The 24,101-nt window shown below is 70.7% G+C and carries 15 protein-coding genes; 7 read left to right on the plus strand and 8 right to left on the minus strand.

The window, feature by feature from the left end; genetic code table 11:
* Positions 1 to 56 precede the first annotated feature (56 nt).
* A complete protein-coding gene (ftsW, locus tag G6O69_RS11740; protein ID WP_172303601.1) occupies positions 57 to 1,376 on the minus strand; it encodes a putative lipid II flippase FtsW in 1,320 nt (439 codons plus the stop codon).
* 101 nt (positions 1,377 to 1,477) lie between these two features.
* Here ftsW and G6O69_RS11745 point away from each other — a divergent pair, with 101 nt between their 5' ends.
* On the plus strand, positions 1,478 to 2,200 hold the full coding sequence (locus tag G6O69_RS11745) for a glutathione S-transferase family protein (RefSeq protein WP_172303602.1): 723 nt from the start codon (positions 1,478 to 1,480) through the stop codon (positions 2,198 to 2,200).
* A 240-nt stretch (positions 2,201 to 2,440) separates the two neighbouring features.
* Entirely contained in the window at positions 2,441 to 3,643 is a 1,203-nt protein-coding gene (locus tag G6O69_RS11750; RefSeq protein WP_176396777.1) for a hypothetical protein, read from the plus strand.
* Between the two features lie 107 nt (positions 3,644 to 3,750).
* Here G6O69_RS11750 and murD read toward each other — a convergent pair whose 3' ends face one another.
* Complete coding sequence (gene murD / locus G6O69_RS11755; RefSeq protein WP_172303603.1) at positions 3,751 to 5,178, minus strand: UDP-N-acetylmuramoyl-L-alanine--D-glutamate ligase; 1,428 nt, start codon at positions 5,176 to 5,178, stop codon at positions 3,751 to 3,753.
* On the minus strand, positions 5,175 to 6,293 hold the full coding sequence (gene mraY, locus G6O69_RS11760) for a phospho-N-acetylmuramoyl-pentapeptide-transferase (RefSeq protein WP_172303604.1): 1,119 nt from the start codon (positions 6,291 to 6,293) through the stop codon (positions 5,175 to 5,177). The genes murD and mraY overlap by 4 nt, the downstream gene beginning before the upstream one ends.
* 349 nt (positions 6,294 to 6,642) lie before the next feature.
* On the opposite strand from mraY, the gene G6O69_RS11765 reads away from it, so the two are divergent.
* From G6O69_RS11765 to G6O69_RS11780, 4 genes are all read left to right on the plus strand, one after another.
* A complete protein-coding gene (locus tag G6O69_RS11765; RefSeq protein ID WP_172303605.1) occupies positions 6,643 to 7,611 on the plus strand; it encodes an NAD-dependent epimerase/dehydratase family protein in 969 nt (322 codons plus the stop codon).
* 89 nt (positions 7,612 to 7,700) lie between these two features.
* Complete coding sequence (locus G6O69_RS11770) at positions 7,701 to 10,694, plus strand: serine/threonine-protein kinase (RefSeq protein WP_172303606.1); 2,994 nt, start codon at positions 7,701 to 7,703, stop codon at positions 10,692 to 10,694.
* A 103-nt stretch (positions 10,695 to 10,797) separates the two neighbouring features.
* Entirely contained in the window at positions 10,798 to 11,496 is a 699-nt protein-coding gene (locus G6O69_RS11775; protein ID WP_172303607.1) for a hypothetical protein, read from the plus strand.
* Positions 11,497 to 11,841: 345 nt separating this feature from the next.
* Positions 11,842 to 12,846 carry an alpha/beta hydrolase gene (locus tag G6O69_RS11780; RefSeq protein WP_172303608.1) on the plus strand — a complete coding sequence of 335 codons (1,005 nt, stop codon included), beginning with the start codon at positions 11,842 to 11,844 and terminating at the stop codon, positions 12,844 to 12,846.
* Positions 12,847 to 13,493: 647 nt separating this feature from the next.
* Here the strand turns inward: G6O69_RS11780 and G6O69_RS11785 are convergent.
* Both G6O69_RS11785 and G6O69_RS11790 read right to left on the minus strand, forming a co-directional pair.
* On the minus strand, positions 13,494 to 15,716 hold the full coding sequence (locus G6O69_RS11785) for an NADP-dependent isocitrate dehydrogenase (RefSeq protein WP_172303609.1): 2,223 nt from the start codon (positions 15,714 to 15,716) through the stop codon (positions 13,494 to 13,496).
* Positions 15,717 to 15,904: 188 nt separating this feature from the next.
* Complete coding sequence (locus tag G6O69_RS11790) at positions 15,905 to 17,563, minus strand: NAD-dependent epimerase/dehydratase family protein (protein ID WP_172303610.1); 1,659 nt, start codon at positions 17,561 to 17,563, stop codon at positions 15,905 to 15,907.
* Positions 17,564 to 17,750: 187 nt separating this feature from the next.
* On the opposite strand from G6O69_RS11790, the gene G6O69_RS11795 reads away from it, so the two are divergent.
* Positions 17,751 to 19,226 (plus strand): Ig-like domain-containing protein, encoded by a 1,476-nt coding sequence (locus G6O69_RS11795; protein ID WP_176396778.1) that lies wholly within the window; start codon positions 17,751 to 17,753, stop codon positions 19,224 to 19,226.
* Between the two features lie 82 nt (positions 19,227 to 19,308).
* Here G6O69_RS11795 and G6O69_RS11800 read toward each other — a convergent pair whose 3' ends face one another.
* The 3 genes from G6O69_RS11800 to G6O69_RS11810 all read right to left on the minus strand — a co-directional run bounded on the left by G6O69_RS11800 (position 19,309) and on the right by G6O69_RS11810 (position 23,790).
* The gene (locus tag G6O69_RS11800) at positions 19,309 to 20,286 is read right to left on the minus strand and encodes a hypothetical protein (RefSeq protein ID WP_172303612.1); all 978 of its coding nucleotides are present in this window, start codon (positions 20,284 to 20,286) and stop codon (positions 19,309 to 19,311) included.
* 277 nt (positions 20,287 to 20,563) lie between these two features.
* The gene (locus tag G6O69_RS11805; protein WP_172303613.1) at positions 20,564 to 22,147 is read right to left on the minus strand and encodes a DUF4215 domain-containing protein; all 1,584 of its coding nucleotides are present in this window, start codon (positions 22,145 to 22,147) and stop codon (positions 20,564 to 20,566) included.
* Between the two features lie 53 nt (positions 22,148 to 22,200).
* A complete protein-coding gene (locus G6O69_RS11810) occupies positions 22,201 to 23,790 on the minus strand; it encodes a hypothetical protein (protein ID WP_172303614.1) in 1,590 nt (529 codons plus the stop codon).
* Between the last annotated feature and the right edge of the window lie 311 nt (positions 23,791 to 24,101).

A 24,101-nucleotide genomic window follows, 5' to 3' on the forward strand; every position in this document is an offset into this window, starting at 1 on the left:
ACCACCTGCGACCAGAAGCCCGAGCCAGAAGCTCGAGCACGGCAGGGGGCAGCAGCTCAGCGGCGCACGTTGGGTCGCGCCTGGGCGGCGCGAGTGGGTCGAGCTTGGTGCCCGCCGCCGGAGATCAGCCCGCTGACGCGCTCGCGCAGCCGGGTGACGAAGCCGCTGGGTGCCGAGCCGCGCCCGCGCCCGCGCATGTCGCTGATCGCCCACGGCTCGGGCCGGCGCGAGATCGAGAGCAGCACCCCGATCGCGGCCATCGACATCAGCAAGCTCGAGCCGCCGTAGCTGACGAAGGGCAAGGTGATGCCCTTGGCGGGCATCAGCGCGAGCACGACGGCCATGTTGATCAGCGCCTGGAGGCCAAAGAGGGCCGACAGGCCGATGGCCAGGTAGGTGCCGAAGCGGTCCGCGGCCTGGCGGGCCACGGTCAGCCCGCGCCAGACCAGCAGCGCGTAGAGGCCGATCACGGCGAGGATCCCCAGCAGGCCGAGCTCTTCGCCGATCGTCGCGAGGATGAAGTCGGTGTGGTTCTCGGGCAAGAACCCGAGCTTTTGGCGCCCGTTGCCGAGGCCGAGGCCAAAGGGGCCGCCCGAGCCGATCGCGATCAGCCCCTGCTCGACCTGGTAGTCGTCGCCGGACAGGAAGCTCTCGACGCGCTCGCGGCGGTAGCCGACGTTGACGATCTGTGACCAGGCCAGGGGCGCCGCGGTCATCACCGCCGCGATCACCCAGCTCGAGCGCGTGCCCGCCACGTAGAGCAGGATCAGGCTGAGCATGCCCATGAGCACCGTGGTGCCGAGGTCCTTCTCGAGCAGGACCAGGAGCATGGTCCCGCCGGCGACCAGCATCGGGGCCAGGAAGCCGACCTTGAACTGGCGGATCTGCTCGCCGCGCCGGGCCAGGGTCGCGGCCATGAACGCGACCAGGGAGATCTTGGCGATCTCCGAGGGTTGCATGTGGATCGGCCCGAGGTCGATCCACCGCCGCGCGCCGTTGATGTCGTCGGAGATGAAGAGCACCAGCAAGAGCAAGGACACGGCCACGGCCATGAGCTGGGGCGAGAAGCGGCGCAAGATCCGGTAGTCGACGCGGCTGACCGCGAGCATCACCGCGATCCCCAGGCCGAAGAACACGGACTGGCGGCGCAGGAAGAACTCCCACGAGCCCGTCAGCCCGCTGCCCGTCCAGGCGCTCGAGCTGTAGACCATGACCAGGCCCATGGCGGCCAGGGCCAGGGTCGCAAAGAACAGCCACGGGTCCATGGCCTGCTCGCCGGGGCCCTTGCCGCGGCGCTCTCGGGGCTGGTCGCTCGCGTCGGCGCTCTCGCTGAGGTCGCGCTCGTCGGCCACGCCGGTCTGGGCAGGCTGGGACATGCTCGGGAACGAAGCACGGCCGTGCCAGCGAAGCAAAAAAATGGCGGGCGAGCGGGCTCGGCTATGGCCAAGGCCGGGAAAATCGGGCATCTGGGGCGGTGATGGCGGTCAAGATCTACCGTTTCGGCCCTGGCCTCGGTCAGCCCGATCTCAGCCCCTTTTGCACGAAGCTGATCCTCTGGCTGCGCATGGCGGGCATCGACTACGAGGCCGGCGGCTTCGATCCCAAGCGCGCGCCCAAGGGCAAGGCCCCCTACGCGGAGCTCGAGGGCGAGCTGGTCGGGGACTCGAGCGAGATCATCGCCCGGCTCACGCGCTCGCGCGGGGTCGAGCTCGACGCGGGGCTGAGCCCCATGCAGCGCGCCCAGGCGCGGGCGGTCCAGAGCATGGTCGAGGAGGACCTCTACTTCGTGGTGCTCTACATGCGCTGGCAGCTCGACGCGGTCTGGTCGCGCTACGCCGACGTGATCGGCGGGGCGGTGCGCTCGGGCGGTGCGCCGGGCTTGCTGGTCCCGCTGATCTTGCGTTCGATTCGCAAGCAGACGGTGGCCTCGCTGCGCGGTCAGGGCATGGGCCGGCACGCCGAGGCCGAGGTCGTCGCCCGCGGCCTCGCGCTGCTCGAGGCCCTCGAGGTCATGCTCGGCGAGGGGCCCTACTTTTTTGGTGAGGCGATGACCTCGATCGACGCGACGGTCTACTCGATGGTCGCCGGCGCCATCACGCCCGAGCTGAGCACGCCCTTGCAGGCCGCGGCGAAGGGGCGCTTCCCTGGGCTCGAGGCCTACCTGGCGCGAGTACAGGTCGCGCTCTTCGACGCGGACTGAGTCTGTGATTTTTTCCCCACGCGGCGCGTTGGCGCGGGTGACCCGTGCCGGGCGGCTGTGTTTTCGTCGGGCTGAAAACCTTGGCCGAGCTCGGGGCCTATGCGCACGGCAGGGGCCTCGCGCGTCACGGATGGCCCGCCAAACGACGTGCATGGATCTCCCTCGGTGCGCTGCGTTGGACACCGTCGAGGGCGCGCGGGGCCGTGCCTGGCGCCGGGTGCAGGGAGTACCATTTGCGCCATGAACTCCATGTCACGAGCATCTTTGGTGCTGGCCTGCCTCGCGTCCTCTTCGCTCGCGCTCGCCGCTTGCTCCGACGACGGCGCGGGCGAGAGCAGCGACGACACGGGCACCGGCGCCGACGAGGTCGACACCTCTGGCGAGTCGACGGGTGAAGGCACCACGGGCGAGGACACCAGCGACACGACGAGCGCCGACACCAGCTCCGAGTCGACGGACAGCGACGACACCAGCTCCGAGGACGACACGACCGACACCGGCGGGGGCGAGCTCCCGGCCTGCGCCGGCTACTTCCCGGCCGACGCGGTGTGGTGCCGAGACGTCACCGAGGCGGCGACCACGGCCGACTCGGACACGGTGATCGCCTGGCTCGAGGAGGCCGGCTGGGGCAACGGCGACAAGTTTCAGATCGACTTCTCGATCAAGACGCTCGAGGCCGACGCCGACACGCCGCGCGTGGCCTTCGCGACCAACAACGCGTTTTGGACGCCGGACTGCGACTGGGCCGAGATGCCGATCCCCGAGGGCGGGGCGATCGAGGGCAACGAGGGCTACGCCTGCGAGAACAACGGCGACTGTCACCTGCTCGTCGCCGCCCGCGACGAGGGCATCCTCTACGAGATGTTCCGGGCCAACATCGTCGACGGCGAGTTCGACGGCGGCTGCCTGGCGATCTGGGACATGAACCAGGTCTACGACGACGACGGCCGCGGCCAGGGCTGCACCAGCGCCGACGCGGCGGGCTTCCCCATGGCCCCGCTGCTCTTCGACGCCGACGAGGTCGCCTCGGGGTCCATCGACCACGCGATCCGCTTCATCCTGCCCAACGACAACATCCGCCACCACATGTACTCGGCGCCGGCGACCCACAGCACCAACGCGACCGATGGCCCGGACCAGGCGCCGCCCTACGGCGTCCACCTGCGCCTGCGCGCCGACTACCCCGTGGACACGCTGCCCAGCGAGGGCGCCAAGGTCGTCGCGCGGGCGCTGCAAAAGTACGGGATGTTCCTGGCCGACGGCGGACAGATCGCGCTGACGGCCGAGAGCGATCAGTTCACCGAGAACAAGTGGGACGGGCTGCTCACGCCTCACGATCTCCTGGACCTGCGGCCCATGGACTTCGCCGTGATCGACCACGGCGAGCTGATGGACTGGGGCGAGGTCGACTGCTCGCGCACGCCGATCGGCACCCCTCCCTGAGCTCCGCGCTTCGTTCTTGAACGACGAAAGAGCGCTCGCGGCGAAGGCTGCGAGCGCTCTTTTTCGAGTCGGGCTTCGAACTCGGGCTTCGAGCTCGGGCTTCGAGTTCAGTCGGTGTCGGGGCTGCCCAGGGCGCGGACGGCCTCGGCGAAGACCTCTCCGCGGTGGGCGAAGCTGCGGTACATGTCCCAGCTCGCGCAGGCCGGCGAGAGCAGCACCGCGTCGCCGGGGCTGGCCATGCTGGCCGCGGCGCGCACGGCCGCGTGCATGTCCACGGCCTGCTGGCAGGGCACCGCGCCGCGGGCCATGGCCAGGAATTGCTCGGCGCTCTCGCCGATCGCGACCAGACCCTTGGCCCGGCGCCCGAGGACCTCGCGCAGCGCCCGGAGGTCGTCGCCCTGCTTGGCCCGGCCGCCGCAGATCAGCACGAAGGGCCGCTCGAAGCCGTCGAGGCCGGCGAGCACCGAGGCGACGTTGGTGGCCTTGGAGTCGTCGTAGAACACGACCCCGCCGCGCTCGGCGATCGGGTTCATGCGGTGGGGGAGGGCGTGGAAGCCGGCCATGGCGGCCTCGCAGTGCTCGCGCGAGACCCCGAGGTGGCGGGCGCCGGCGAGGGCGAAGAGCGCGTTGATGGCGTTGTGGCGCCCGGCGAGGGGCAGCTGGCTCCGGGCGTAGCGCTCGTCGGGGCGCAACTCGAGGTCCTGGCTCCCCTCGGTCAGGCGCGGGGGCTCGGGGCCGTCGACGAGCTTGGAGTCGGCGACCGGGGGCACGGCCTGGCTCGAGGTCGGCGTGAAGGGGTCGTTGGCGGCGAGCAGGGCCAGCGAGCTGGCGTCGAGGCCGGCGAAGATCCGCGCCTTGGTCTGGGCGTAGTGGCCGATGGAGTCGTAGCGGTCGAGGTGGTCCGGGCTGACGTTGAGCAGCATGGCCACCGAGGTCCGCGGGGCCTCGGGGTACACGCGCAGGGTCTCGAGCTGGTAGCTCGAGCACTCGAGCACCAGGGCCCCGGGGCGCTCGCGCCGACCCTCGGCGACGGCGAGCACGAGCTCGCACAGGGGGATCCCGAGGTTGCCGCCCACGAAGGGCGAGAGGCCGCCGGCCGCGAGCATGGCCCCGGTCAGCGCGGTCACGGTGCTCTTGCCGTTGGTCCCGGTGACCAGCACCGTCGGGAGGTTCCAGTCGGCGACCATGGTCAGGGCCAAGCTGAGCTCGCCGTGGAGCTCGGCCTCGGGGACCAGCCGGCGGTAGCGCTCGCGGAACAGCCGGGGAGGCACGCCGGGGCTGAGCACGAGCAGGTCGAGGTCGGCGAAGGCCGCGTCGGGGGGCAGCGCCTCGCCGAAGTAGAGCTCGGCGCCGTCGAGGCGCGCGGGCAGGCCGTGGACCTCGGCGCGGCGATCGTAGAGGCGCAGCTCGACGCCGGCGGCCGCGAGCAGCTCGGCCGCCGCGACGCCGCTCTGGCCGCAGCCGACCACGAGGGCGCGGCGGACCCTGGCGAGGGCCGGGAGGCGCAGCTGGGTGCTCGAGTCGGAGGCGCTCACCGTAGCTTCAGCGTGGCCAGCGCGAGGAGGGCCAGGGCAAAGCTGATGATCCAAAAGCGGACGATGACCTTGGGCTCGGCCCAGCCCTTGAGCTCGAAGTGGTGGTGGATGGGCGCCATCTTGAACACGCGCTTGCCGGTGAGCTTGAAGCTCGCGACCTGGATGATGACCGAGACGGTCTCGAGCACGAAGATCCCACCGACGACCAGCAAGGTGAACTCGTTTTTTGACGCCACGGCCAAAAAGCCCAGACCCGCGCCGAGGGGCAGCGAGCCGACGTCACCCATGAACACGCTCGCCGGGTAGGTGTTGTACCAGAGGAAGCCCACGCCGGCCCCGCACATCGCCCCGCAGTAGATCGCCAGCTCCCCGGCCCCGGGGATGTGCGGGATGTTGAGGTAGCGGGCGATGTCGAAGCCGGCCAGCAAGGTGCCGGCGGCGTAGGTCAGCGCCAAGAAGGTGCCGGACGAGATGATCGTCGGGCCGATCGCGAGGCCGTCGAGGCCGTCGGTCAGGTTGACCGCGTTGCTCGCCCCGACGATCACCAGGACCGAGAACACCCAGTACAGCCAGTGCGGGAGCACGATCTTGGTGGCGTAGAAGTCCGAGAAGGGCAGGGCGAGCTGGTAGCGGATCGCCTCGGGCATGATGTCGCCGCTGTAGAGGTAGGCGACCACGGCGGTCGCGACGGCGAACTGGCCGAGGAACTTGTAGCGCCCCGGCAGGCCGCCGGAGCTCTTGCGGCGGATCTTGAGGAAGTCGTCGAGGAAGCCGATCACGCCGAAGCCGGCGGTGACCAAGGTCGCGAGCAGCACGAAGGGGTTGCCGAGGTCCGACCACAGCACCGTCGGGATGATGACGGCGAAGATGATCAGCGAGCCGCCCATGGTCGGCGTGCCGCGCTTGGCCAGGTGCGACTCGGGTCCGTCGTCGCGGACGACCTGGCCGAGCTGGATGCGCTGGAGCGTGCGGATGAACCACGGATAGAGCAGCAGCGTGAGCAGCAGCCCGGTCAGCGTGGACAGCAAGATCCGCGTGGAGGTGTAGCGCAGGACGTTGAGGCCCGAGAGCCAGCTGGCCTGGTCGTGCAACCCGTAGAGGAGGTGGTAGAGCACGGCTGTTTCGGTGATTGGCACAGCAACGCCCGGCCTGGCAAGAATCCGGCGGTGGCGGGCGTCGCGGTGTGGGTTGGAGTCGCAGGCAGCGCCCGAGGGCGCGCTGCCTCGACGCGCCTGGGCGGATCGCCATTCCGGCCGAGGCGGGGGTCGAGAGGGCGCCGCCAAGGTCGAGAGGGGGCCCTCGAGCCGGCGCGTTCGCGCGCCTTCGGGTGGGAGATCTCTTTGCACGAATGGTTGCGAACAGCGCTGCGCGCCGCGAATTCGCGTGATCTTGCTTTCGCCGGGATCCCCGACTTCGCGGCCGGCCAGCTTGCGAGGCGCGGAGCGAATCGGGGAGACTGCCGCCGTGCGCATCCTCGTGACCGGCGCCGGTGGCCAAGTCGGCGCCGACCTCATCCGAACCCTGCTCGCGGACGGCCACGAAGTGCACGGGAGTGACCTCCGCGGCCCGCCGGCCGGCGCCGAGCTCCCCGCCGACTTGCCCTGGCACCGCCTCGACGTCACCGAGCGCGAGGCCGTGGTCGAGCTGGTCGGCGAGCTGAAGCCGGACAAGATCTTCCACCTCGCGGCGATCCTCTCGGCGCGCGGCGAGGTCGACCCGGATCTGACCTATCGCGTCAATCAGGGCGGGACCTACAACGTCCTCGAGGCCTGCCGCCTGGCCGGCGTGGCCCAGCTGATCTTCACGAGCACCATCGCCGTGTTCGGGCCGGGGCTGCCCGAGACCGTCGGCGACGACGTGGCCCTGCACCCCACGACGATGTACGGGGTGACCAAGGCCGCCGGCGAGATGCTGGCCGACTACTACGCCGCGCGCTTCGGCCTCGACGTCCGCGGGGTCCGCTTCCCCGGGCTGATCTCGGCCTCGATCCCCGGCGGTGGCAGCAGCGACTACGTCGTCTTCATGTACATCGACGGCGTGCGCAAGGGCAGCTACACGGCCTTTTGCCGCCCCGACACCCGCATCCCCCTGATGTACATGCCCGACGGCATCCGGGCGCTGCTCGAGCTGTCCAAGGCCCCGCGCGAGCAGCTGCGCCGCTGCATCTACAACATCGCCGCGTTCTCGCCGACGGCCGAGGAGATCGCCGCCGACGTGGCCGCGGCCTTGCCCCGCGGCGCGGACTTTGGCTTCGAGCCCGACCCCAAGCGCCAGCGCATCCTCGACTCGTGGCCCTCGGCCCTCGATGATCAAAACGCCCGCGAGGACTGGGGCTGGGCGCCGCGTTATCAGCTCGCCGACATGACCCGCGAGCTGCTCCCGCAGATCGAAGAGCTGCTCGCACGCCGGGCCGACGCGCTGGACTACGAGTGAGCCGTTTCCACTCGGCAAGCCAATCCTCGCGTCTTCAGCACTAGAAAAACTCGTGCGCTCCAGCCCATGGCGTGTAGCCTGGGGTAGCGATGGAGCGCGCGCAGGCATCGAGCGATCCGCTGACCGACGCGCTCGTCGAGGCTGGTCGCAGCTCGGCCTCGCTCGACGGCGACACCTTGCGCGACCTGGCCACGCAGGCGCGCCTGCGGGCGCAGCTGTTCCCGAAGGCCAACCAGGGCGGCGACGCGTCGGGCCCGGGGGTCGCCGCGATCGGGCCGTTCGTGGTCCTGCGCAAGCTCGGCGAAGGCGGCATGGGGGTGGTCTACGCCTGCTACGACGAGCGCCTCGATCGCAAGGTCGCCGTCAAGCTGCTGCGCGTGGGGATCTCCAGCGAGGGCGGTGCCGAGCGCCTGCGCCGTGAGGCCCTCGCCCTGGCCAAGCTCTCGCACCCCAACGTGGTCGGGCTCTACGAGGTCGGCGAGCACGAGGGCGCGCTCTTCTTGGCGATGGAGTTCGTCGCCGGGCGGACGCTGCGACGCTGGCGAGCCGAGGCGCAGACGCGAGGCTGGCGAGCGGCGCTGGACTTGCTGATCCAAGCCGGGCGCGGGCTGGCGGCGGCGCACGCCGCTGGCCTGGTCCACCGCGACTTCAAGCCCGACAACGTGATCGTCGGCGACGACGGGCGGGTGCGGGTGCTCGACTTCGGCCTCGCGCGCGGGCAGCTCGACGAGCTCGGTCAGGGGATCTCCGTGGAGATGGACTCGACCTGGCGGGGAAGCGGGGGCGGGGGCGAGAGCGGGGGCGAGGGCGCGACGCTGGACTCGACCCGCACGCGCGCGGGGGATCCGCTGGCGGGGACGCTGACCCGCCACGGCGCGCTGCTGGGGACGCCGGCCTACATGGCCCCGGAGCAGCTCGCCGCGCGGCCGTGCACGCCCGCGGGGGATCAGTTCGCGTTTTGCGTGACCGCCTACGAGCTGCTCTTTGGTCGCCGGCCCTTCGTCGCCAAGTCCGTCGGCGAGCTGTGCGAGCAGATCGCGGCCGGTCGCCTCCAGGCCCCCGAAGACGGGCGCGCGCCCTGGCGGGTGCGGCGGGCGCTGAGCAAGGGCCTGCGCTGCGAGCCCGGCGAGCGCTGGGAGAGCATGGCGGCGCTGCTCGCCGAGCTCGAGGCGGCGCTGGAGGGTCGACGTGGCGCGCTGTTGGGCGCTGGCGTGAGCGCGGCCCTGGTCACCCTCGGCCTGTTCGCCTCGCAGGGCGCCGGGGAGCCGCCGCTGTGCGCCGTCGATGCGTCCGCCCTCGAGGGCACCTGGGACGCGACCCGGCGCGGCGCGCTGCGAGAGGCCTTCGCGGCCAGCGGCCTCGACTTCGCCCCGGCCAGCGCGGCCCTCGTCGAGCAGACCCTCGACGGGTGGGCGGCCGACTGGCTCGCGGCCAGCCGCGACGCCTGCGAGGCGACGCATGTCGAGGGCAGCCAGTCGCAGGCGCTGCTCGACCGCCGCGTGGCCTGCCTGGCCCGCGAGCGCCACCGGGCCGAGGCCGTGATCGACGTGCTCATGTCCGCGGGCGAGCAGCCCAGCGTGCCCGGTCGCGCCCTCGAGCTGCTCGATCATCTGCCGGCGCTCGAGGTCTGCGCGGACCCTCGGCGCCTCGATGATCCCTTCGCGCTGCCGGCCGACGCTGCCCAGGCAGACGCGCTCCTGGCCGCTTTTGGACAGGTCTCCCGGGCCGAGGCGCTGATGGAGCTCGGTCGCTTCGACGAGGCCGAGAGCCTACGCGCGCGCCTCGAGCTCGGCCTCGAGGCCAGCGACTACCCGCCCTTGCGCCTCGCGGTCGCGGCCCTGGCAGGCGAGGCCGCGCTGCTGCGAGAGGAGCACGACGTGGGCGCGGAGATCATGCTCGCGCAGGTCCGCGAGGCCGAGGCCCTGGGCCTCGATGAATTCGTGGCCCAGGGGCGAGCGCGCCTCGCCCGGGATCTGTCCGGGACCTGGGGCGAGCCGGTCCGCGAGCGCGACCTGATCGCCGAGGCCGAGGCCGCGGTCTCGCGCCTCGGCGAGGACCGGCCGAACCTGGCCTTCGATCTACTCATGGCCGAGCTGCGCGCGCGCGAGCAGGCCGGTGAATTCGCGGCCGCCCTCGCGTTGCTCGACGCGTCGGCGGGCGAGGCCGCGAGCTTGTCGCGCGAGCGGCGGATCCGTCGCGCCCTCGAGCGCGGCCGCCTGCTCGCGACCCTGGATCGCCTGTCGGAGGCCGAGGCCGCCCTCGAGGAGGCTCGCGCCCTCGCGGAGCCCCTGGGTGAGACCGCGCCGGCCGTCGCCGCCGTCGAGCTCGACCTCGGCAATCTCGCCCTCGCTAGCGGGGCGCTCGAGGTCGCCGCGACGCACTACGATCGCGCCCAGGTCATGCGCGAGGCCGCCTTTGGGGGCGACGCGCTGTCCGTGGCCGAGGTCCGCTTCAACCGCTCGAAGCTGCTCATGGCCAGCGGCGAGCTCGAGGCGGCCCTCGTCGAGCTCGACGCCTGCGCGGAGATCTACACGGCCGCGGACTGGGCCTCCGCGCGGGCCCGCGACGAGGTCGAGGAGGCCCGAGGCGTGCTGCGCTTCTTCACCGGCGACTTCGAGGGCTCGCTGCGAGCCTACGAGCGCAGCTTGGATCTGCGCGCGGCCAGGCTCGGGCCCAGCCACCCCGCGGTGGCCTCGCTGCGCTCGAACATCGGCGAGTCGCGGGCGGCCCTCGGAGATCAGGTCGGCGCGCTCGCGGCCTACGACTGGGCGCTGCACGACCTCGAGCGCGCCCTCGGCCGCGACCACCCCGATCTCTCCATGCCGCTCAAGGGCCGCGGCCAGGCCAGGCTGGCCCGCGGGGAGCTCGACGCGGCGCGCGAGGACCTCGAGCGCGCCGCCAGCCTCGTGAGCGCCGAAGAGGTGTTCGAGCGCGCAGACATCCAGGCCTCGCTGGCCGAGACCCTGCACGCTGGGGACGCGCCCGGGAGCGTGGCGCGGATCTCCGCGCTCGTCGACGAGGCTGCGCCCGTGTTGCGAGAATTTGGTTTCGACGCGCGGGCCGAGGCTCTCGAGGCGCTCTAGTGTGTGCTCCTAGAGCGCGGCGGGCGGGAGCCGCTTTGGCCCCCGGGCTGATTTGGAATTCATTGCGGTATCAGTATCAGACCAAAGTAGAAAGGGACCAATCATGACGACATCGATGAATCTGCGCTGGAGCGACGATAACAGCGACTACAGCGGCACCTGGCAGGTCGAGACCAGCCCCAACACCTGGACCGACCTCAGCAGCCACACCTTCAGCGCGGGGAGCTACACCTTCACCGTGGTCAGCCATGACCCGCCGACCTATACGACCTACTACGCCGTCTCGACCAGCAACGCGACAACGCCCCCGGTGAGCGCGATCGTTGCGTCGGGGGAGGCCGGCTCGAGCTTCACGATCACGCTCTCGACATCCACGAGCCACTATCTGCGCGCGCTCCACCTGATCAGCGACGACCCGACCTACAAGGTCAAGTGGTCGAGGACCACCGGGGGCACGATGATCAACCAGGACACCGGCACGCTGCGCTGGAAAGAGAGCGCGGCGGCGTGGGACTACAAGGACGACACCGGCGGCTGGGTCGACCTGCCGAGCGACGGTGTGCTCAGCGATCGCGTCGCTCCGGAGACCACGGCGGCGCTGAGGATTGAAAACACCGACACGAGCGGCTCGGACATCGCGGTGCTCCATCATGACGGGGCGCTCTTCGACTATGCCGTCGTCGACGCGAGCAATCCGCATACCTTCACCCTCGCTACCTACGCGAGCGAGCATGATTTCGAGGTTTGGGAGGTGAAGATCTTCCGGCCGATGAACAGCTGGCAGGGCTTCTCGGTGTCCTGAGAGTCTGTGATTTTTCCCCAGCGACGCACCTGAGGACCTGCGGGAAAAATTCACAGACGCCGAGCCGAGCCGTCGACGGGCGCGGGGCGTGGGGCCTCGCGCCCGAGGACACCTTCGGTGATGAGCTTGGTGACGAGCTCGGTGACGAGCTCGGTGAAGAGGGCGAGGGGGAGCCTGCCTCGGTCGCGTGCCAGCGCAGGACGAGGGCGAGCTGGCCCAGCACCCGAGCGTCGATGCGACTACGGCTACGGTTACGGCTGCGGCTGGCAGCGTGGCACGAGGTGGCTCATGGCCAGGTGGGCCGCGGGCGAGGAGGCGTGTTATCTCGCGAGCTGGGAGAGGTCGATGGTGAAACGACGGGTCGCCAAGAACGCCAGCCTCGCGGGGATCCCCGCCGGCTTCGAGGAGCAGCGCGTGGACCTCGGGGAGGTCACGCTCAACTATGTGATCGGCCCGGACGCAGGGCCGCCGCTGCTGCTGATCCCCGGGCAGATGGAGTCGTGGCAGGGCTACGGGCTGGTCATGCCGGCGCTGGCCGAGCGCTTCAGGGTGGTCGTGCCGGACCTGCGCGGCCACGGCAAGTCGACGCGCACGCCGGGGCGCTACAGCTACGAGATCTGCGGGGCGGACCTGCGCGCGTTCATGGCCGAGGTGATCGGCGCGCCAGCGGTGGTCGCGGGGCTGTCCTCGGGCGGAGTGCTGGCGCTTTGGCTGGGGGCCTGGGCGCGCGAGCAGGTGCTCGCGGTGATCGCCGAAGACCCGCCGATCTTCGCGTCGATCCTGCCGCGGATCCGCGAGGAGCGATACATGCGGCTGCTCTTCGAGGTCGCCGTCGAGACCCTGGGCGGGCCGGGCCCGCGAGACCTTCGCGGCTACTTCTCGCGGCTGGGGATGCCGGTGGAGGGCACGCGGGAGCTGCGGATGATCCCGCCGCCGGTGGTCTCGGTGATCTTGGGGCTCTACCGCATGAACCGGGCGCTGCGGCCGAGCCGGCCCTACGACGTGCCGCTGCTGCCCTTCAACATGCGGGCGTCGCTGAAGTTCTTGTCGGAGTACGACCCGGACTTTTCACGCGCGACGGCGGACGGGTCGCTGGGTGAGGGCTTCGACGTGGAGGCGACGCTGCGGGGGATCGCGTGTCCGACCTTGCTGCTGCGGGCCTCTGCTTCGCGGGATCCCTACTGGGGGATCCTCGGGGCCATCGATGATGAGGATCTCGCGCGGGTGAGGGGGCTGGTGGGGGATCTGCGGGTGGTGGAGATCCCGGGGAGGCATGAGATTCACATGACGGAGGGGGGGCGGTATGTGGAGGAGGTGGAGCGCTTTATGGGGGAGGTTGTTGGGGGGTGAGTGTTTGGTGTTTGGTGTTTGGTGGAGGGTGCCTGGTTTTTGGCGGGGGGTGGTGGTGACGATGGGGAAGCGCACGGGCCAGCAGGGGACCCTTCCCGCTCGGACAGTTCGCTGACTTCGGAGGGAGGTGGGGTATTGGAGAGAGGGGTCCTCGAGGGTGTGTGGCTTCGGTGGAGAGGTCGTACGCGAAACTCGCTGGAAGGGTCCCCTGCTGGCCCTTTTGTGCGCGTCTTTGTCGGGGAGGGTCTCCGCCCCGGGTCGATGGAGGGTGTTTGCTCTTCGGGGAAGAGGTCCGTCTCCGGAAGAGCGCTTGGGGTCGTCGTTGGAGGGAGAGGGCCGTCCACGGAAGAGCGTTTGAGGTCGTCGTTGGAGGGAGAGGGCCGCCCACGGAGGAGGGTTTGAGGTCGTCGTTGGAGGGAGAGGGCCGTCCACGGAAGAGCGTTTGAGGTCGTCGTTGGAGGGAGAGGGCCGTCCACGGAAGAGCGTTTGAGGTCGTCGTTGGAGGGAGAGGGCCGTCCACGGAGGAGGGTTTGAGGTCGTCGTTGGAGGGAGAGGCCGTCTGCGGAGGAGGGTTTAAAATGTGAGACCCGGGGCCCGAGCGGTGCTCGAGTCCCGGGTCTGGTGAGAGCCGGAGGGCTTGGGAGGGCTTACTTCAGGCCGTCGATGACCTGGTTGAAGCTCGCGCTCGGGCGCATGGCGGCGCTGGCCAGGGCCTCGTCGGGCATGTAGTAGCCGCCGATGTCCTGGGCGGTGCCTTGGGCGGCCTCGAGCTCGGCGATGACCTTGGTCTCGGCGTCGGCGAGGGCCTTGGCGATGGGGGCGAAGCGCTCGGCGAGGGCTTTGTCCTCGCTCTGGGCGGCGAGGGCCTGGGCCCAGTAGAGGCTCAGGTAGAACTGGCTGCCGCGGTTGTCGAGCTCGTTGACCTTGCGCGAGGGGGCCTTGTTCTCGAGCAGGTACTTGGTGGTGGCCTGGTCGAGGGTCTTGCCGAGGATGGCGGCGCCGGCGTTTTTGTAGCGCTCGGCGAGGTGCTCGAAGGAGACGGCGAGGGCGAGGAACTCACCGAGGGAGTCCCAGCGCAGGTGGCCCTCCTTCTCGAACTGCTGGACGTGCTTGGGGGCCGAGCCGCCGGCGCCGGTCTCGAACAGGCCGCCGCCAGCCATGAGCGGGACGATCGAGAGCATCTTGGCGCTGGTCCCGAGCTCGAGGATCGGGAAGAGGTCGGTGAGGTAGTCGCGCAGGACGTTGCCGGTGACGGAGATGGTGTCCTTGCCGGCGCGGATGCGCTCGAGGGAGAAGCGGGTGGCTTCGACGGGGTCCTTGATGTGGATCTCGAGGCCCTCGGTGTCGCACTCGCCGAGGTAGGTGCGGACCTTGGCGATCAGCTGGGCGTCGTGGGCACGCTTCTCGTCGAGCCAGAACACGGCGGGGGTGCCGGTGGCCCGGGCGCGACGCACGGCGAGCTCGACCCAGTCGCGGACGGGGGCGTCCTTGACCTGGCAGGCGCGCCAGATGTCGCCGGCTTCGACGCTGTGCTCGATCAGCGTCTTGCCCTCGGCGTCGACGATGCGCACGGTGCCGGCCGAGGGGATCTCGAAGGTCTTGTCGTGGGAGCCGTACTCCTCGGCCTTCTGCGCCATCAGGCCGACGTTGGGCACGCTGCCCATGGTCGTGGGGTCGAAGGCGCCGTGGGCCTTGCAGGACTCGATCACGGCCTGATAGACGCCGGCGTAGCTGCTGTCGGGGATCACCGCCTTGGTGTCCTGGGTCTTGCCGGCGGCGTTCCACATCCGGCCCGAGGTGCGGATCATCGCGGGCATCGAGGCGTCGATGATCACGTCGCTGGGCACGTGGAGGTTGGTGATCCCGCGGTCCGAGTCGACCATGGCGATGGCCGGGCCGTTGGCGTAGACGGCCTGGATGTCGGCTTCGATGGCCGCGCGGCGGTCCTCGGGCAAGCTGGCGATCTTGGCCACGAGGTCGCCGAGGCCGTTGTTGACGTCGACGCCGAGCTCCTCGAATACGCCGCCGTGCTTTTTGAACACGTCGGCGAAGAACACCTCGACGGCGTGGCCGAAGATGATCGGGTCGGAGACCTTCATCATCGTGGCCTTCATGTGCAGCGAGAAGAGCACGCCGCTTTGCCTGGCCTCGTCGACCTGCGCGCGCAGGAACTCGATCAGCGCCTGCTTGCTCATCATCGTGCCGTCGATGATCTCGCCGGCCTCGAGGGGGAGCTTGGCCTTGAGGGCGGTCACGCTGCCGTCGGCGGCGACGTGCTCGATGCGGACGGTGGTCGCCGCGGGGACGGTGACGGACTTCTCGTTGTGATAGAAGTCGCCGGCGCCCATGGTCGAGACGTGGGACTTGGAGTCGCTCGACCACGCGCCCATGGAGTGCGGGTTCTTGCGGGCGTACTCCTTGACCGCGGCCGGGGCCCGGCGGTCGGAGTTCCCCTCGCGCAGCACCGGGTTGACGGCGCTGCCCTTGATCTTGTCGTAGCGAGCCTTGGCCTCGGTCTCGGCCGCGGTCTTGGGCTCCTCGGGGTAGTCCGGCAGGGCGTAGCCCTTGGCCTGGAGCTCGGCGATGGCGGCCTTGAGCTGGGGGACCGAGGCGCTGATGTTGGGCAGCTTGATGATGTTGGCCTCCGGAGTCTTGGCCAGCTGACCGAGCTCGGACAGGGCGTCGTCGACGCGCTGATCTTCGCGGAGGTGATCGGGGAAGACGGCGAGGATGCGGCCGGCGAGGGAGATGTCGCGGATCTCGACCTCGACACCGGCGGCTCCCGCAAAAGCCTGGATGATCGGCAAGAAGGAGTAGGTCGCCAGCGCGGGGGCTTCGTCGGTCTTCGTGTAGATGATCGTCTGACTCATGTCGCTCCGATGCCGGGCCATGGTGAGGGAGATCGGGCCGGGCTTCAATGGTGGGCCCCGCGGGGATCCCCCACTCGGCGGGGAGTCGGCGGGGCTGAGCAATCTACGCCGCAGCGGGGGGTGAACGGGCTCGCGCGCCTTGTCTCCGGGGGCCAGCGCGGGGCCCAGCGCAGGGCTTTGGGGCCGGCTCAAAAGCCGCGCATGGGCGTGAGCCACAGCAGCGCCGCGTCCCAGATCAGGTGGCACGAGAAGGGCGCGATCAGGCTGCGCGAACGGATCGCCAGCGCCGTCCAGGCGCCGCCGGCGAGGGCCGCGGCGAGGGCGAGGAGCGGCGGGCCCGAGCTGAGGTGGGCCAGGGTGAAGAGCGCTGCCGAGGTGAGGGTCGCCCCCCAGGGGCCGAGGCGTGGGACCAGGGCCAGGCCGAGGGCGCCGCGCCAGACGAGCTCCTCGCCCGCGACGATCACCGCGAGCAGGGCCGCGGAGGCGGCGAGGGGCAGGGCGTCGGCCCAGTCGTAGAGCGCGGCCGCCTGAGACCACAGCGCAGGCGCGAGCGCTGCCAGGGCCGCGCCGACGCCGAGGGCCCCCGCCCACATGATCAGGGCAGCGCCCAGGCCCCACGCTAGCCGCGCCGGCTTCGGGCGCCACAGCGCGCCCCAGCGCAGATCGAGGGTGAGCAGGGCGAGGATCGAGAGCGTGACCTCGAGGGCGGCCATGCGTGTCCACACCGAGGGGATCCAGCGCGGCGCGAGCAGCATGGCCGCGACCGCGATCGCGGCGAAGGCCAGGAGTCGTCCGCTGGAGGGGACTGGGCCAAAGTCGGCTGTGGTGCGGGTGACTTGGGCGTGGAGCTCGGCGCTCGCGCGTGGATCCGGGAGCAGGCGCAAGCTCGGCAGGCGCGGGCGAAAGTCCGCGAGCGCGGCGTCGATGGCCGCGGCGCTCAGCGGGCGGGTCTCGAGGTCGAGCAGGCGCCTGGCTGGCTCGGGGTCACCGACCACGCCCTCGCGCAGCAAGACCAGCTGCGAGGGCGTGAGCAGAGGGTCGGCCGAGAGGCGCTCGAGCAGGGCGGCGGCGGGGCGCAGCAAGGCCGCGGGGACCGGCGCGACCAGGCAGGGTCGGGCCACGCTCGGCGCCGCGGCGACCTCGTGGACGAGCGCGCGCAGGCTCAGGCGGGCGGGGCCGACGACGTCGATGACCGCGCCGCGCAGGGCCGCCTCGCGCTCGCCCTCGAGGCAGCGCGCCACGGCCTCGGCCACGTCCTCGACGGCGACCGGAGCGAGCTCGGCTCGGCCGCCGTCGGGGCCCGGGAAGATCGGCGCCGAGCGGACGCCGTCGGCGAGGTTGCGCAGCAGATCGTCGCCGCGGCCGTAGACCACCCCCGGGCGCAGCACGGTCACGCTCGGGTCGTCGAGGGCGAGGCCCTCGGCGAGCACGGCCTGCTCGCCGCGGGCCTTGCTGTCGAGGTAGGCCGAGCGCGGGTGGGCCCGGGCACCGGCGACGCTGACGTGGATCAGCCGCGAGATCCCTGCCGCGCGCGCGGCCGCGGCCAGGCGCTGGGGGAGCGCGACGTGGGCCTGCTCGAAGCTCAGGCCGCCGGGCTCCTCGCGCTTGATGCCCACGAGGTTGACCAGCGCGTCGCAGCCGGCGAGGGCGGCCGCGATCTCGGCGACGCTCGCCTGGCTCAGGTCGCAGCGGCGCAGCTCGACTTCGGTCGTCTCGCTGTCGGTCGAGGAGCTCCGCGCGACTCCGCGCGCCACCGCGACGACCCGGTGTCCCGCCGCGACCAGGCGCGCCGCGACGTGGCGGCCAATGAACCCGGTTCCCCCTGCCAGCGCGATGCTCCGTCCCATTCGCGGGAGTGTACGCCGAGGCTTGGATGTGTAGGCGGCCTCGCGCGGCGCTCTCGAAGGTTGCTTTTCGCGCGCCAGGGTTGGTATTCGTGGGCTGCGACGCTGTGTCGCAGTCCTCGAGTTGGCGATGTCGGACGAGAAAAGCGCTCCCTTGCCCCGAATGCCCCGTTTGTCCCGTTTGCCCCGTTTGGTCGGCGCGCCCCGCCTGCCCCGTCTGGTCGGTGCGCTCTTCCTCTCGCTCGCGGCCGCGGGGATCGGGCTCATCGTCACCGCCGCGGGCCCGGCCCTGGCTGGCCCCGGCTCGCCCGCGCTGAAGGTCGCGCCGACGATCCCCGACGATGACCCGACCCCGATCGTCGACCCCGGGCAGGTCCAGCGCCTGTCCATCCCCTACTCTCCCGAGGAGCAGGGCGTCGAGTCGACAATCCCCCAGGTCCCGGTCGCCGACCCGACCTACATCTTCGTCAACATGGACGGGACCGACCTGGTCTGCCAGGGGGGAGACGACGCCACCGTCGACTCGTCGATCATCGCCTGTCAGTACGGCTTCTCGGGCGCCTACCCCGACTACGGCGGGACCGCGGCCCAGCGCCAGTCGGTCATGGACGCGGTCACCCAGGACTGGGCGCCCTTCAACATGGTGGTCTCGGACTCGCGGCCCAACGCCAGCGGCTACACGATGTGCATGACCGGGCCGGGCGACCACCCCTTTGGGTCCAACGTCCTCGGCATCGCTCCCCTCGACTGCCAGGACGCGAACGCGAGCAACGTCGTGTTCGCCTTCCACGACGCGAGCCAGCTCTCGGGGAGCTTCGGGGCCAACACCCAGGCGACGACGATCAGCCAGGAGGTCGCCCACGCCTACGGCCTCGAGCACGTCAGCAACACCTCCGACATCATGAACCCCTACAACTCGGGGGGGAACCCGAGCTTCACGGACACCTGCCTGACCCTCGTCGACGGCGGCAACGGGATCTACTGCTCCTCTCAGCACACCCAGTACTGCAGCAGCTCGCTACAAAACAGCTACCAGGAGCTGCTCGGGATGTTCGGCGCCGCCGAGGTCGACAGCCAGGCGCCGAGCGTGTCCTTGACCTACCCCAGCGAGGGCGAGGTCTTTGGGGTGGGCGCCGACTTTTTGATCACCTGCTCCGCCAGCGACGACCAGGCCGTGGCCAGCGTGGTCTTGTGGGTCAACGGCGACCAGGTCGGCTCCAAGGCCAGCGCGCCCTTCGAGTGGAACGTCACCGACATCCCCGAGGGCGACTACGACGCCTACTGCGTGGCCACCGACACCTCGAGCAACTCGGCGATGAGCGCCGTCGTCTCCTTCAGCGCGACCGCTGGCAGCTCGGGCGACACGACCACGACCGGCGGCGAGGAGAGCGGCGACGAGGGGGGGAGCACGGGCGGGGGAGACAGCGCAGACAGCGGTGACTCTGGCGGGAGCACGGGCGGCGACGACGAGGGCGGGAGCAACGACGAGATCGGGACCGACAGCCTCGACGGGGGCGACGACTTTGGCAGCGGCCTGCCGCCGGGCTTCGGTCAGGGCGGGGACTTCGAGGGCGGCTGCGCTTGCCGCAGCGGTCTGCCCCCGAGCGAGCGCGGTTGGTTGCTGCTCGGGTTGTTGGTCCTGCCGATGCTCCGCCGTCGCCGCTGAGCGAGCCCGAGCCCGAGCCCGAGCCCGAGCCCGAGCCCGAGCCCGAGCCCGAAGCCGGGGGTCGACCGCCAGGTGCCAGCCTTCAGTCGAAGAGCGCGTCGGCTCGAGTCACGTCCCGCGCGGCGGCGGCCCAGGCTCGCAGGCGCGCGAGCGACGACTCCCCGCGGATCCGCGCCTCGCTGGTCGCGTCGACGGTGACGCCTCGGACCTCGAGCAGGGCGAGGATCATCTCCGTGAGCACCGCCGCCTGGCCCTGGGCGCGGCCTTCTTCCTTGCCTTCTTTGCGGCCCTGGGCGCGGCCTTGGGCGCGGCCCTCTTCCTGGCCTTCTTTGCGGCCCTTCTCGAGGCCGAGGTGAAAGGTTCCGCTGTTCATCTCGATCTCCCACAGCGGGTCGTGTTCGTCTTTTGGGATCAGCTCCATCAATTTGCTCCTATCGGCGCGAGGTACGGCCGCGAGAATGGTCATAGTATAGGCGTGACGCTGCGCCTCGGGCAGCTCACGGGTGGCCAGCAGCCCGGCCTGGGCTGCTTTTAGATCGCCTCTGGATCCGTGCAAGGCTGCGGCCAGCACCGCTGCCTGTGGCCGCTTCCTGGCCAGCTCGGGATCATGGATCGCCGCGACGGTGTGGACGTCCAGGACCACGGCGTCCACCCGCGGCGGCGGACCCTGGGACCAGGCTCGCAGATCCGCGGACATCTCGTCGGAGAAGGACACGACGATCATCCAGCAGGGGAGCTCGTGATCCCGGGCGAGGACCGCTTGAAAGAAGGGCAGGCGCCAGCGCAGCCGCCAGTCGCGGGCTTTTTGGGCCTCGATCGACAGCACCGCGCCGTCCGGCAGCGATGGGGAGGCGCGCCCGTCTGGGCCGAGGCAGACCATGACGAGATCCGGGAAGCCCCGGCGGACCGCCATCTTCTCGCCTTCGAGGGGGACCTCGACCTCGGCCCGGCGATCGATGGGCCGGGCGTCCACGGGGCGGGGCGCGCCCTGCAGGTCGAAGGCGAGCCACGGCTCGTCACGAAAGAGTTGAAGGATGCCTTGGTGGAGAATGCCAGTCACATCCTCCTCTTCGGCCCGCGAAGTTTTGCGGTGCAGATTATTTTCGCAAACGCTCGAATGGTTTGGACCGGCCGAAATCCAGGCCACTCGGGACGGCTGCCCTCGCGGATCTTGGAAAAGGCGGCTCCGCAGTCGAAGCTGGAGGAGTGGGTCGCGCGGGCGCGCGCAGCCACCAGCGTCGCCGAGCTGCTGGACAGTCAAACGAAAGAGGCACGCAGGGCGCGTGCCTCTTTCGAGCTCGCCTTGGCGAGCCTCGCTCGAAGCTCGGGGCGCGTGCTCAGAGCACCGAGACGGGGTCCTTCTCCGCGGGCGTCTCGTTGTCGCCGATGGTCACGATGCTCCCCAGGCCCAGCTGGCTGTAGTTGTTCTGGCCCCAGCAGCGCACGTCGTGGTTCTCGAGCAGCGCGCAGGTGTGGTTGGAGCCGGCGGCGATCGTCAGGGCGTTCCCGCCGAGCTCCACGGTGCCGACGGCCGTCGGCGCCTCGTCGTCGCCGACGTTGTCGGTGTTGCCGAGGCCGAGCTGCCCGACTTGGTTGTCGCCCCAGCAGGACACGGCGCCGGTGGTCAGCAGCGCGCAGGTGTGGTTGGCGCCCAGGGCGAGCTGCTTGACGGCGCCGGGCAAGCTGACGGCGAGCTGGGTGTTGGGGGTCTCGTCGTCGCCGATGGGGTTGGTGTTGCCGAGGCCGAGCTGGCCCGAGGCGTTGGCGCCCCAGCACAGGACGTCGCCGCTGCCGAGCAGGGCGCAGCTGTGCGAGCCGCCGAGCTCGACGTCGACGACCTCGGTGTTGGGCGGCAAGGTGGCGGGGATCAGCGAGACCAGACCCGCGGCGTTGGGCAGCTCGTCGTCGCCGATGTTGGCGACGTCGCCGTAGCCGAGCTGGCCCGAGGCGTTGGCGCCCCAGCAGCGCACGCCGCCGTCCACGAAGCTGACGCAGTTGTGGTAGCCGCCGCCGGCGAGCCCCGCAGCGGTCCCGCCGAGAGTGAGGGCCTCGCCAGGCACGAGCAGCTCGAGCACGGGGACCATGTCCAAGGTGTTGCCGTAGCCGAGCTGGCCGGAGTCGTTGGCGCCCCAGCAGCGGACCTCGCCGTTGCCGACCCGGGCGCAGGTGTGGCGAGCGCCGGGCTCGACGGAGATCGCCGAGGCCACGCCGATCGCGGCCAGGCCGGCGAGGTTCTCGTCGTCGCCGCGGTTGTTGACGTCGCCGTAGCCGAGCTGGCCGCGGTCGTTGAGGCCCCAGCAGCGCAGCCCGCCGTCTTCGAAGATGGCGCAGGTGTGCTGGCCGCCGGCCCGGAGGCTGACGGCGGGGCCCGGGAGCAAGATGTCGCCGACGTCGCTGGGCAGCTCGTCGTCGCCGACGGTCAGGGCGTTGCCGTAGCCGAGCTGGCCGAACTCACCGCGGCCCCAGCAGCGCACGCTGCCGCCGTCGATCAGCGCGCAGGTGTGGTTCTCGCCGAGGCTGAGCGCGGACACGGCGGTCGCGGTGCAGTCGCTGTCGCAGCCGTCGCCGTCGATCTCGTTGGCGTCGTCGCACTCCTCCTCGCCCTGGACCTCGCCGTCGCCGCACAAGGTCTCGGCGCAGACCCCGTCGACGCAGGCCAGGCCGGCGTCACAGCTGCCCGCCGAGTCGTCGCAGTCGCAGCCCAGGTAGGTGCAGCCCTCGGAGGTCGTGCTCTCGCCGGAGCTGTCGTCGTCGTCGTCGTCGTCGTCGTCGTCGTTTTCGTCGCCGCTGCTGCTGTCGCCGGCGGTCTCGGTGCCGGCGGTCTCGGTGCCGTCGGCGCCGTCGTCCGACTCGCCGCCCTTGCAGCCGAGGAAGAGCGAGGAGAGTGCGAGGAGGCTGGTGACCGAGAGCCGAAGGGACAATTTAGGCGCGTACATATCGATGCAGGGGAGGTGAGGTGCGGGAGGATGGGGGCTCAGAACAGCTGGACGGGGCCGGCCGCGGAGGGGACCTCGTCGTCGCCGCGCAGCTGGGTGTCGGCGTAGCCGAGCTGGCCGTAGTCGTTGAAGCCCCAGCAGTAGACCTCGTGGCCGTCGACGACCGCGCAGGTGTGGTAGTCGCCGGCGTCGAAGGCCGTGGCCGCGCCGCCGAGCTCGATGGTGCCGATGTCTGCGGGGACCTCGTCGTCGCCGATGTGCTGGATGTCGCCGCGGCCGAGCTGACCGTAGATGTTGCGGCCCCAGCACTTGATCTCGTCGCCCTCGAGCATCGCGCAGCTGTGCTGCTTGCCCAGGCGCAAGGACACGGCCTCGCCGCCGAGGTCGATGGGGAAGAGGGTGTTGAGGGTCTCGTCGTCACCGATGGTGTCGGTGTTGCCCTGACCCAGCTGGCCGTAGAAGTTGTCGCCCCAGCAGACCACGTCGCCGGTCTCGTAGAGCACGCAGGTGTGGCTGTAGCCGAGGTCGAGGTCGATCAGCGCGGTGCCGCTGGGCACGCCCTGGGGCGTGAGCGGGACCGGGAGCTGCGAGTTTGGGGTCTCGGTGTCGCCGATGTTCTCGGTGTTGCCGTAGCCGAGCTGGCCCTTGTTGTTGCGGCCCCAGCAGCGCAGCTTGCCGTCGTCGAGCAGGGCGCAGTTGTGGTCCTCGCCCGCGCGCAAGAGCACGCTCAAGGTGCCGAGCTGGACGTCGACGCCGAGGGGCACGACGAGGCTGGTGTTGTTGCCGTAGCCGAGCTGGCCGGAGGTCGCGAGGCCCCAGCAGCGGACCTCGCCGTTGCCGATCAGCACGCAGGTGTGGCTGCCGCCAGCGGCGATCCCGAGGATTTCTTCGGTGATGTTGACCGTCGAGACGTCGAAGGGGAACTCGTCGTCGCCGACGTCGTTGTTGTTGCCGAGGCCGAGCTGGCCCGAGCCGCCCTCGCCCCAGCAGCGCAGCGAGCCGCTGGCCAGGTTCACGCAGGTGTGCGAGCCGCCCACGCTGATCGACATGGCCTCCTCGCCGCCCAGGGGCACGTCGGCGGGCTCGGCGGGGACCTCGTTGTCGCCGATGTTCTCGGTGTTCTTGTAGCCGAGCTGCCCGGCGTTGTTGAGGCCCCAGCAGCGCACGCGGCCGCTCTCGATCAGCGCGCAGGTGTGGGCGCGGCCGGTCTGCACGTCGAGGACCTCGGTCCAGGTGCAGTCGTTGTCGCAGCCGTCGCCTTCGAAGTCGTTGCCGTCGTCGCACTCCTCGCCGGGATCGACGACGCCGTCGGCGTTGCACGAGGCCGTCCCGCACACGCCCCCGATGCACTCGAGGCCCGCGTCGCAGCTGCCCTCGCTGCCGTCACAGGCGCAGCCGGCCGAGCTGCACTCGCCGTCGTCGGTCGAGCTTTCTTCTGTGGTCTCGCCTACCGACTCTTCAGACTCGGAGCCGTCGGTCTCGCTCCCCGCGGTGTCACCGGTGTCGCCGGTGCCCTCTTCGTTGGAGCCCGAGTCGAGGACCTCGCCGCCAGCGCAGGCCAAGGTGCCGACCGCCGTTGCGAGGACGAGGGTCGGACGAAGTCGGGTTGAAAAAATCTTCGAAGCCATTGGTCGCGCCGTAAATCAAAGGCCGTAGTCCGGCCAGTTGGAGCAGCGAGTGTACCCGTGCGCGCGTGGACGATCGACGCCCGGCAAGCACGCAGCCGTGATAATCCGAACAGGTCGCGAACTCGCTAACCCGGCGAAGAAGTTGCGAGGCCTCCGCATCGGGAACTGCACCAGCGAGCCGTGCTCACGGCTTTGGCCGCGCTTCGATGGACTCGCGAACGTTCGTCACGGCGCGCTCAGTCCGCGTCGACGCGGACCTGGAGCGATGACCTGGCCCACGAGCCGGTGACGCCGCGAAGTTCGCCAATGCG

The sequence above is a fragment of the Pseudenhygromyxa sp. WMMC2535 genome (genome assembly GCF_011083025.2).

What these genes read in the sequence shown, in the direction of transcription:
- ftsW (WP_172303601.1), bottom strand. Translation starts at nt 1,376, where the DNA reads ATGTCCCAGCCTGCCCAGACCGGCGTGGCCGACGAGCGCGACCTCAGC.
- G6O69_RS11745 (WP_172303602.1), top strand. Translation starts at nt 1,478, where the DNA reads ATGGCGGTCAAGATCTACCGTTTCGGCCCTGGCCTCGGTCAGCCCGAT.
- G6O69_RS11750 (WP_176396777.1), top strand. Translation starts at nt 2,441, where the DNA reads ATGAACTCCATGTCACGAGCATCTTTGGTGCTGGCCTGCCTCGCGTCC.
- G6O69_RS11770 (WP_172303606.1), top strand. Translation starts at nt 7,701, where the DNA reads ATGGAGCGCGCGCAGGCATCGAGCGATCCGCTGACCGACGCGCTCGTC.
- G6O69_RS11775 (WP_172303607.1), top strand. Translation starts at nt 10,798, where the DNA reads ATGACGACATCGATGAATCTGCGCTGGAGCGACGATAACAGCGACTAC.
- G6O69_RS11780 (WP_172303608.1), top strand. Translation starts at nt 11,842, where the DNA reads ATGGTGAAACGACGGGTCGCCAAGAACGCCAGCCTCGCGGGGATCCCC.
- G6O69_RS11785 (WP_172303609.1), bottom strand. Translation starts at nt 15,716, where the DNA reads ATGAGTCAGACGATCATCTACACGAAGACCGACGAAGCCCCCGCGCTG.
- G6O69_RS11790 (WP_172303610.1), bottom strand. Translation starts at nt 17,563, where the DNA reads ATGGGACGGAGCATCGCGCTGGCAGGGGGAACCGGGTTCATTGGCCGC.
- G6O69_RS11810 (WP_172303614.1), bottom strand. Translation starts at nt 23,790, where the DNA reads ATGGCTTCGAAGATTTTTTCAACCCGACTTCGTCCGACCCTCGTCCTC.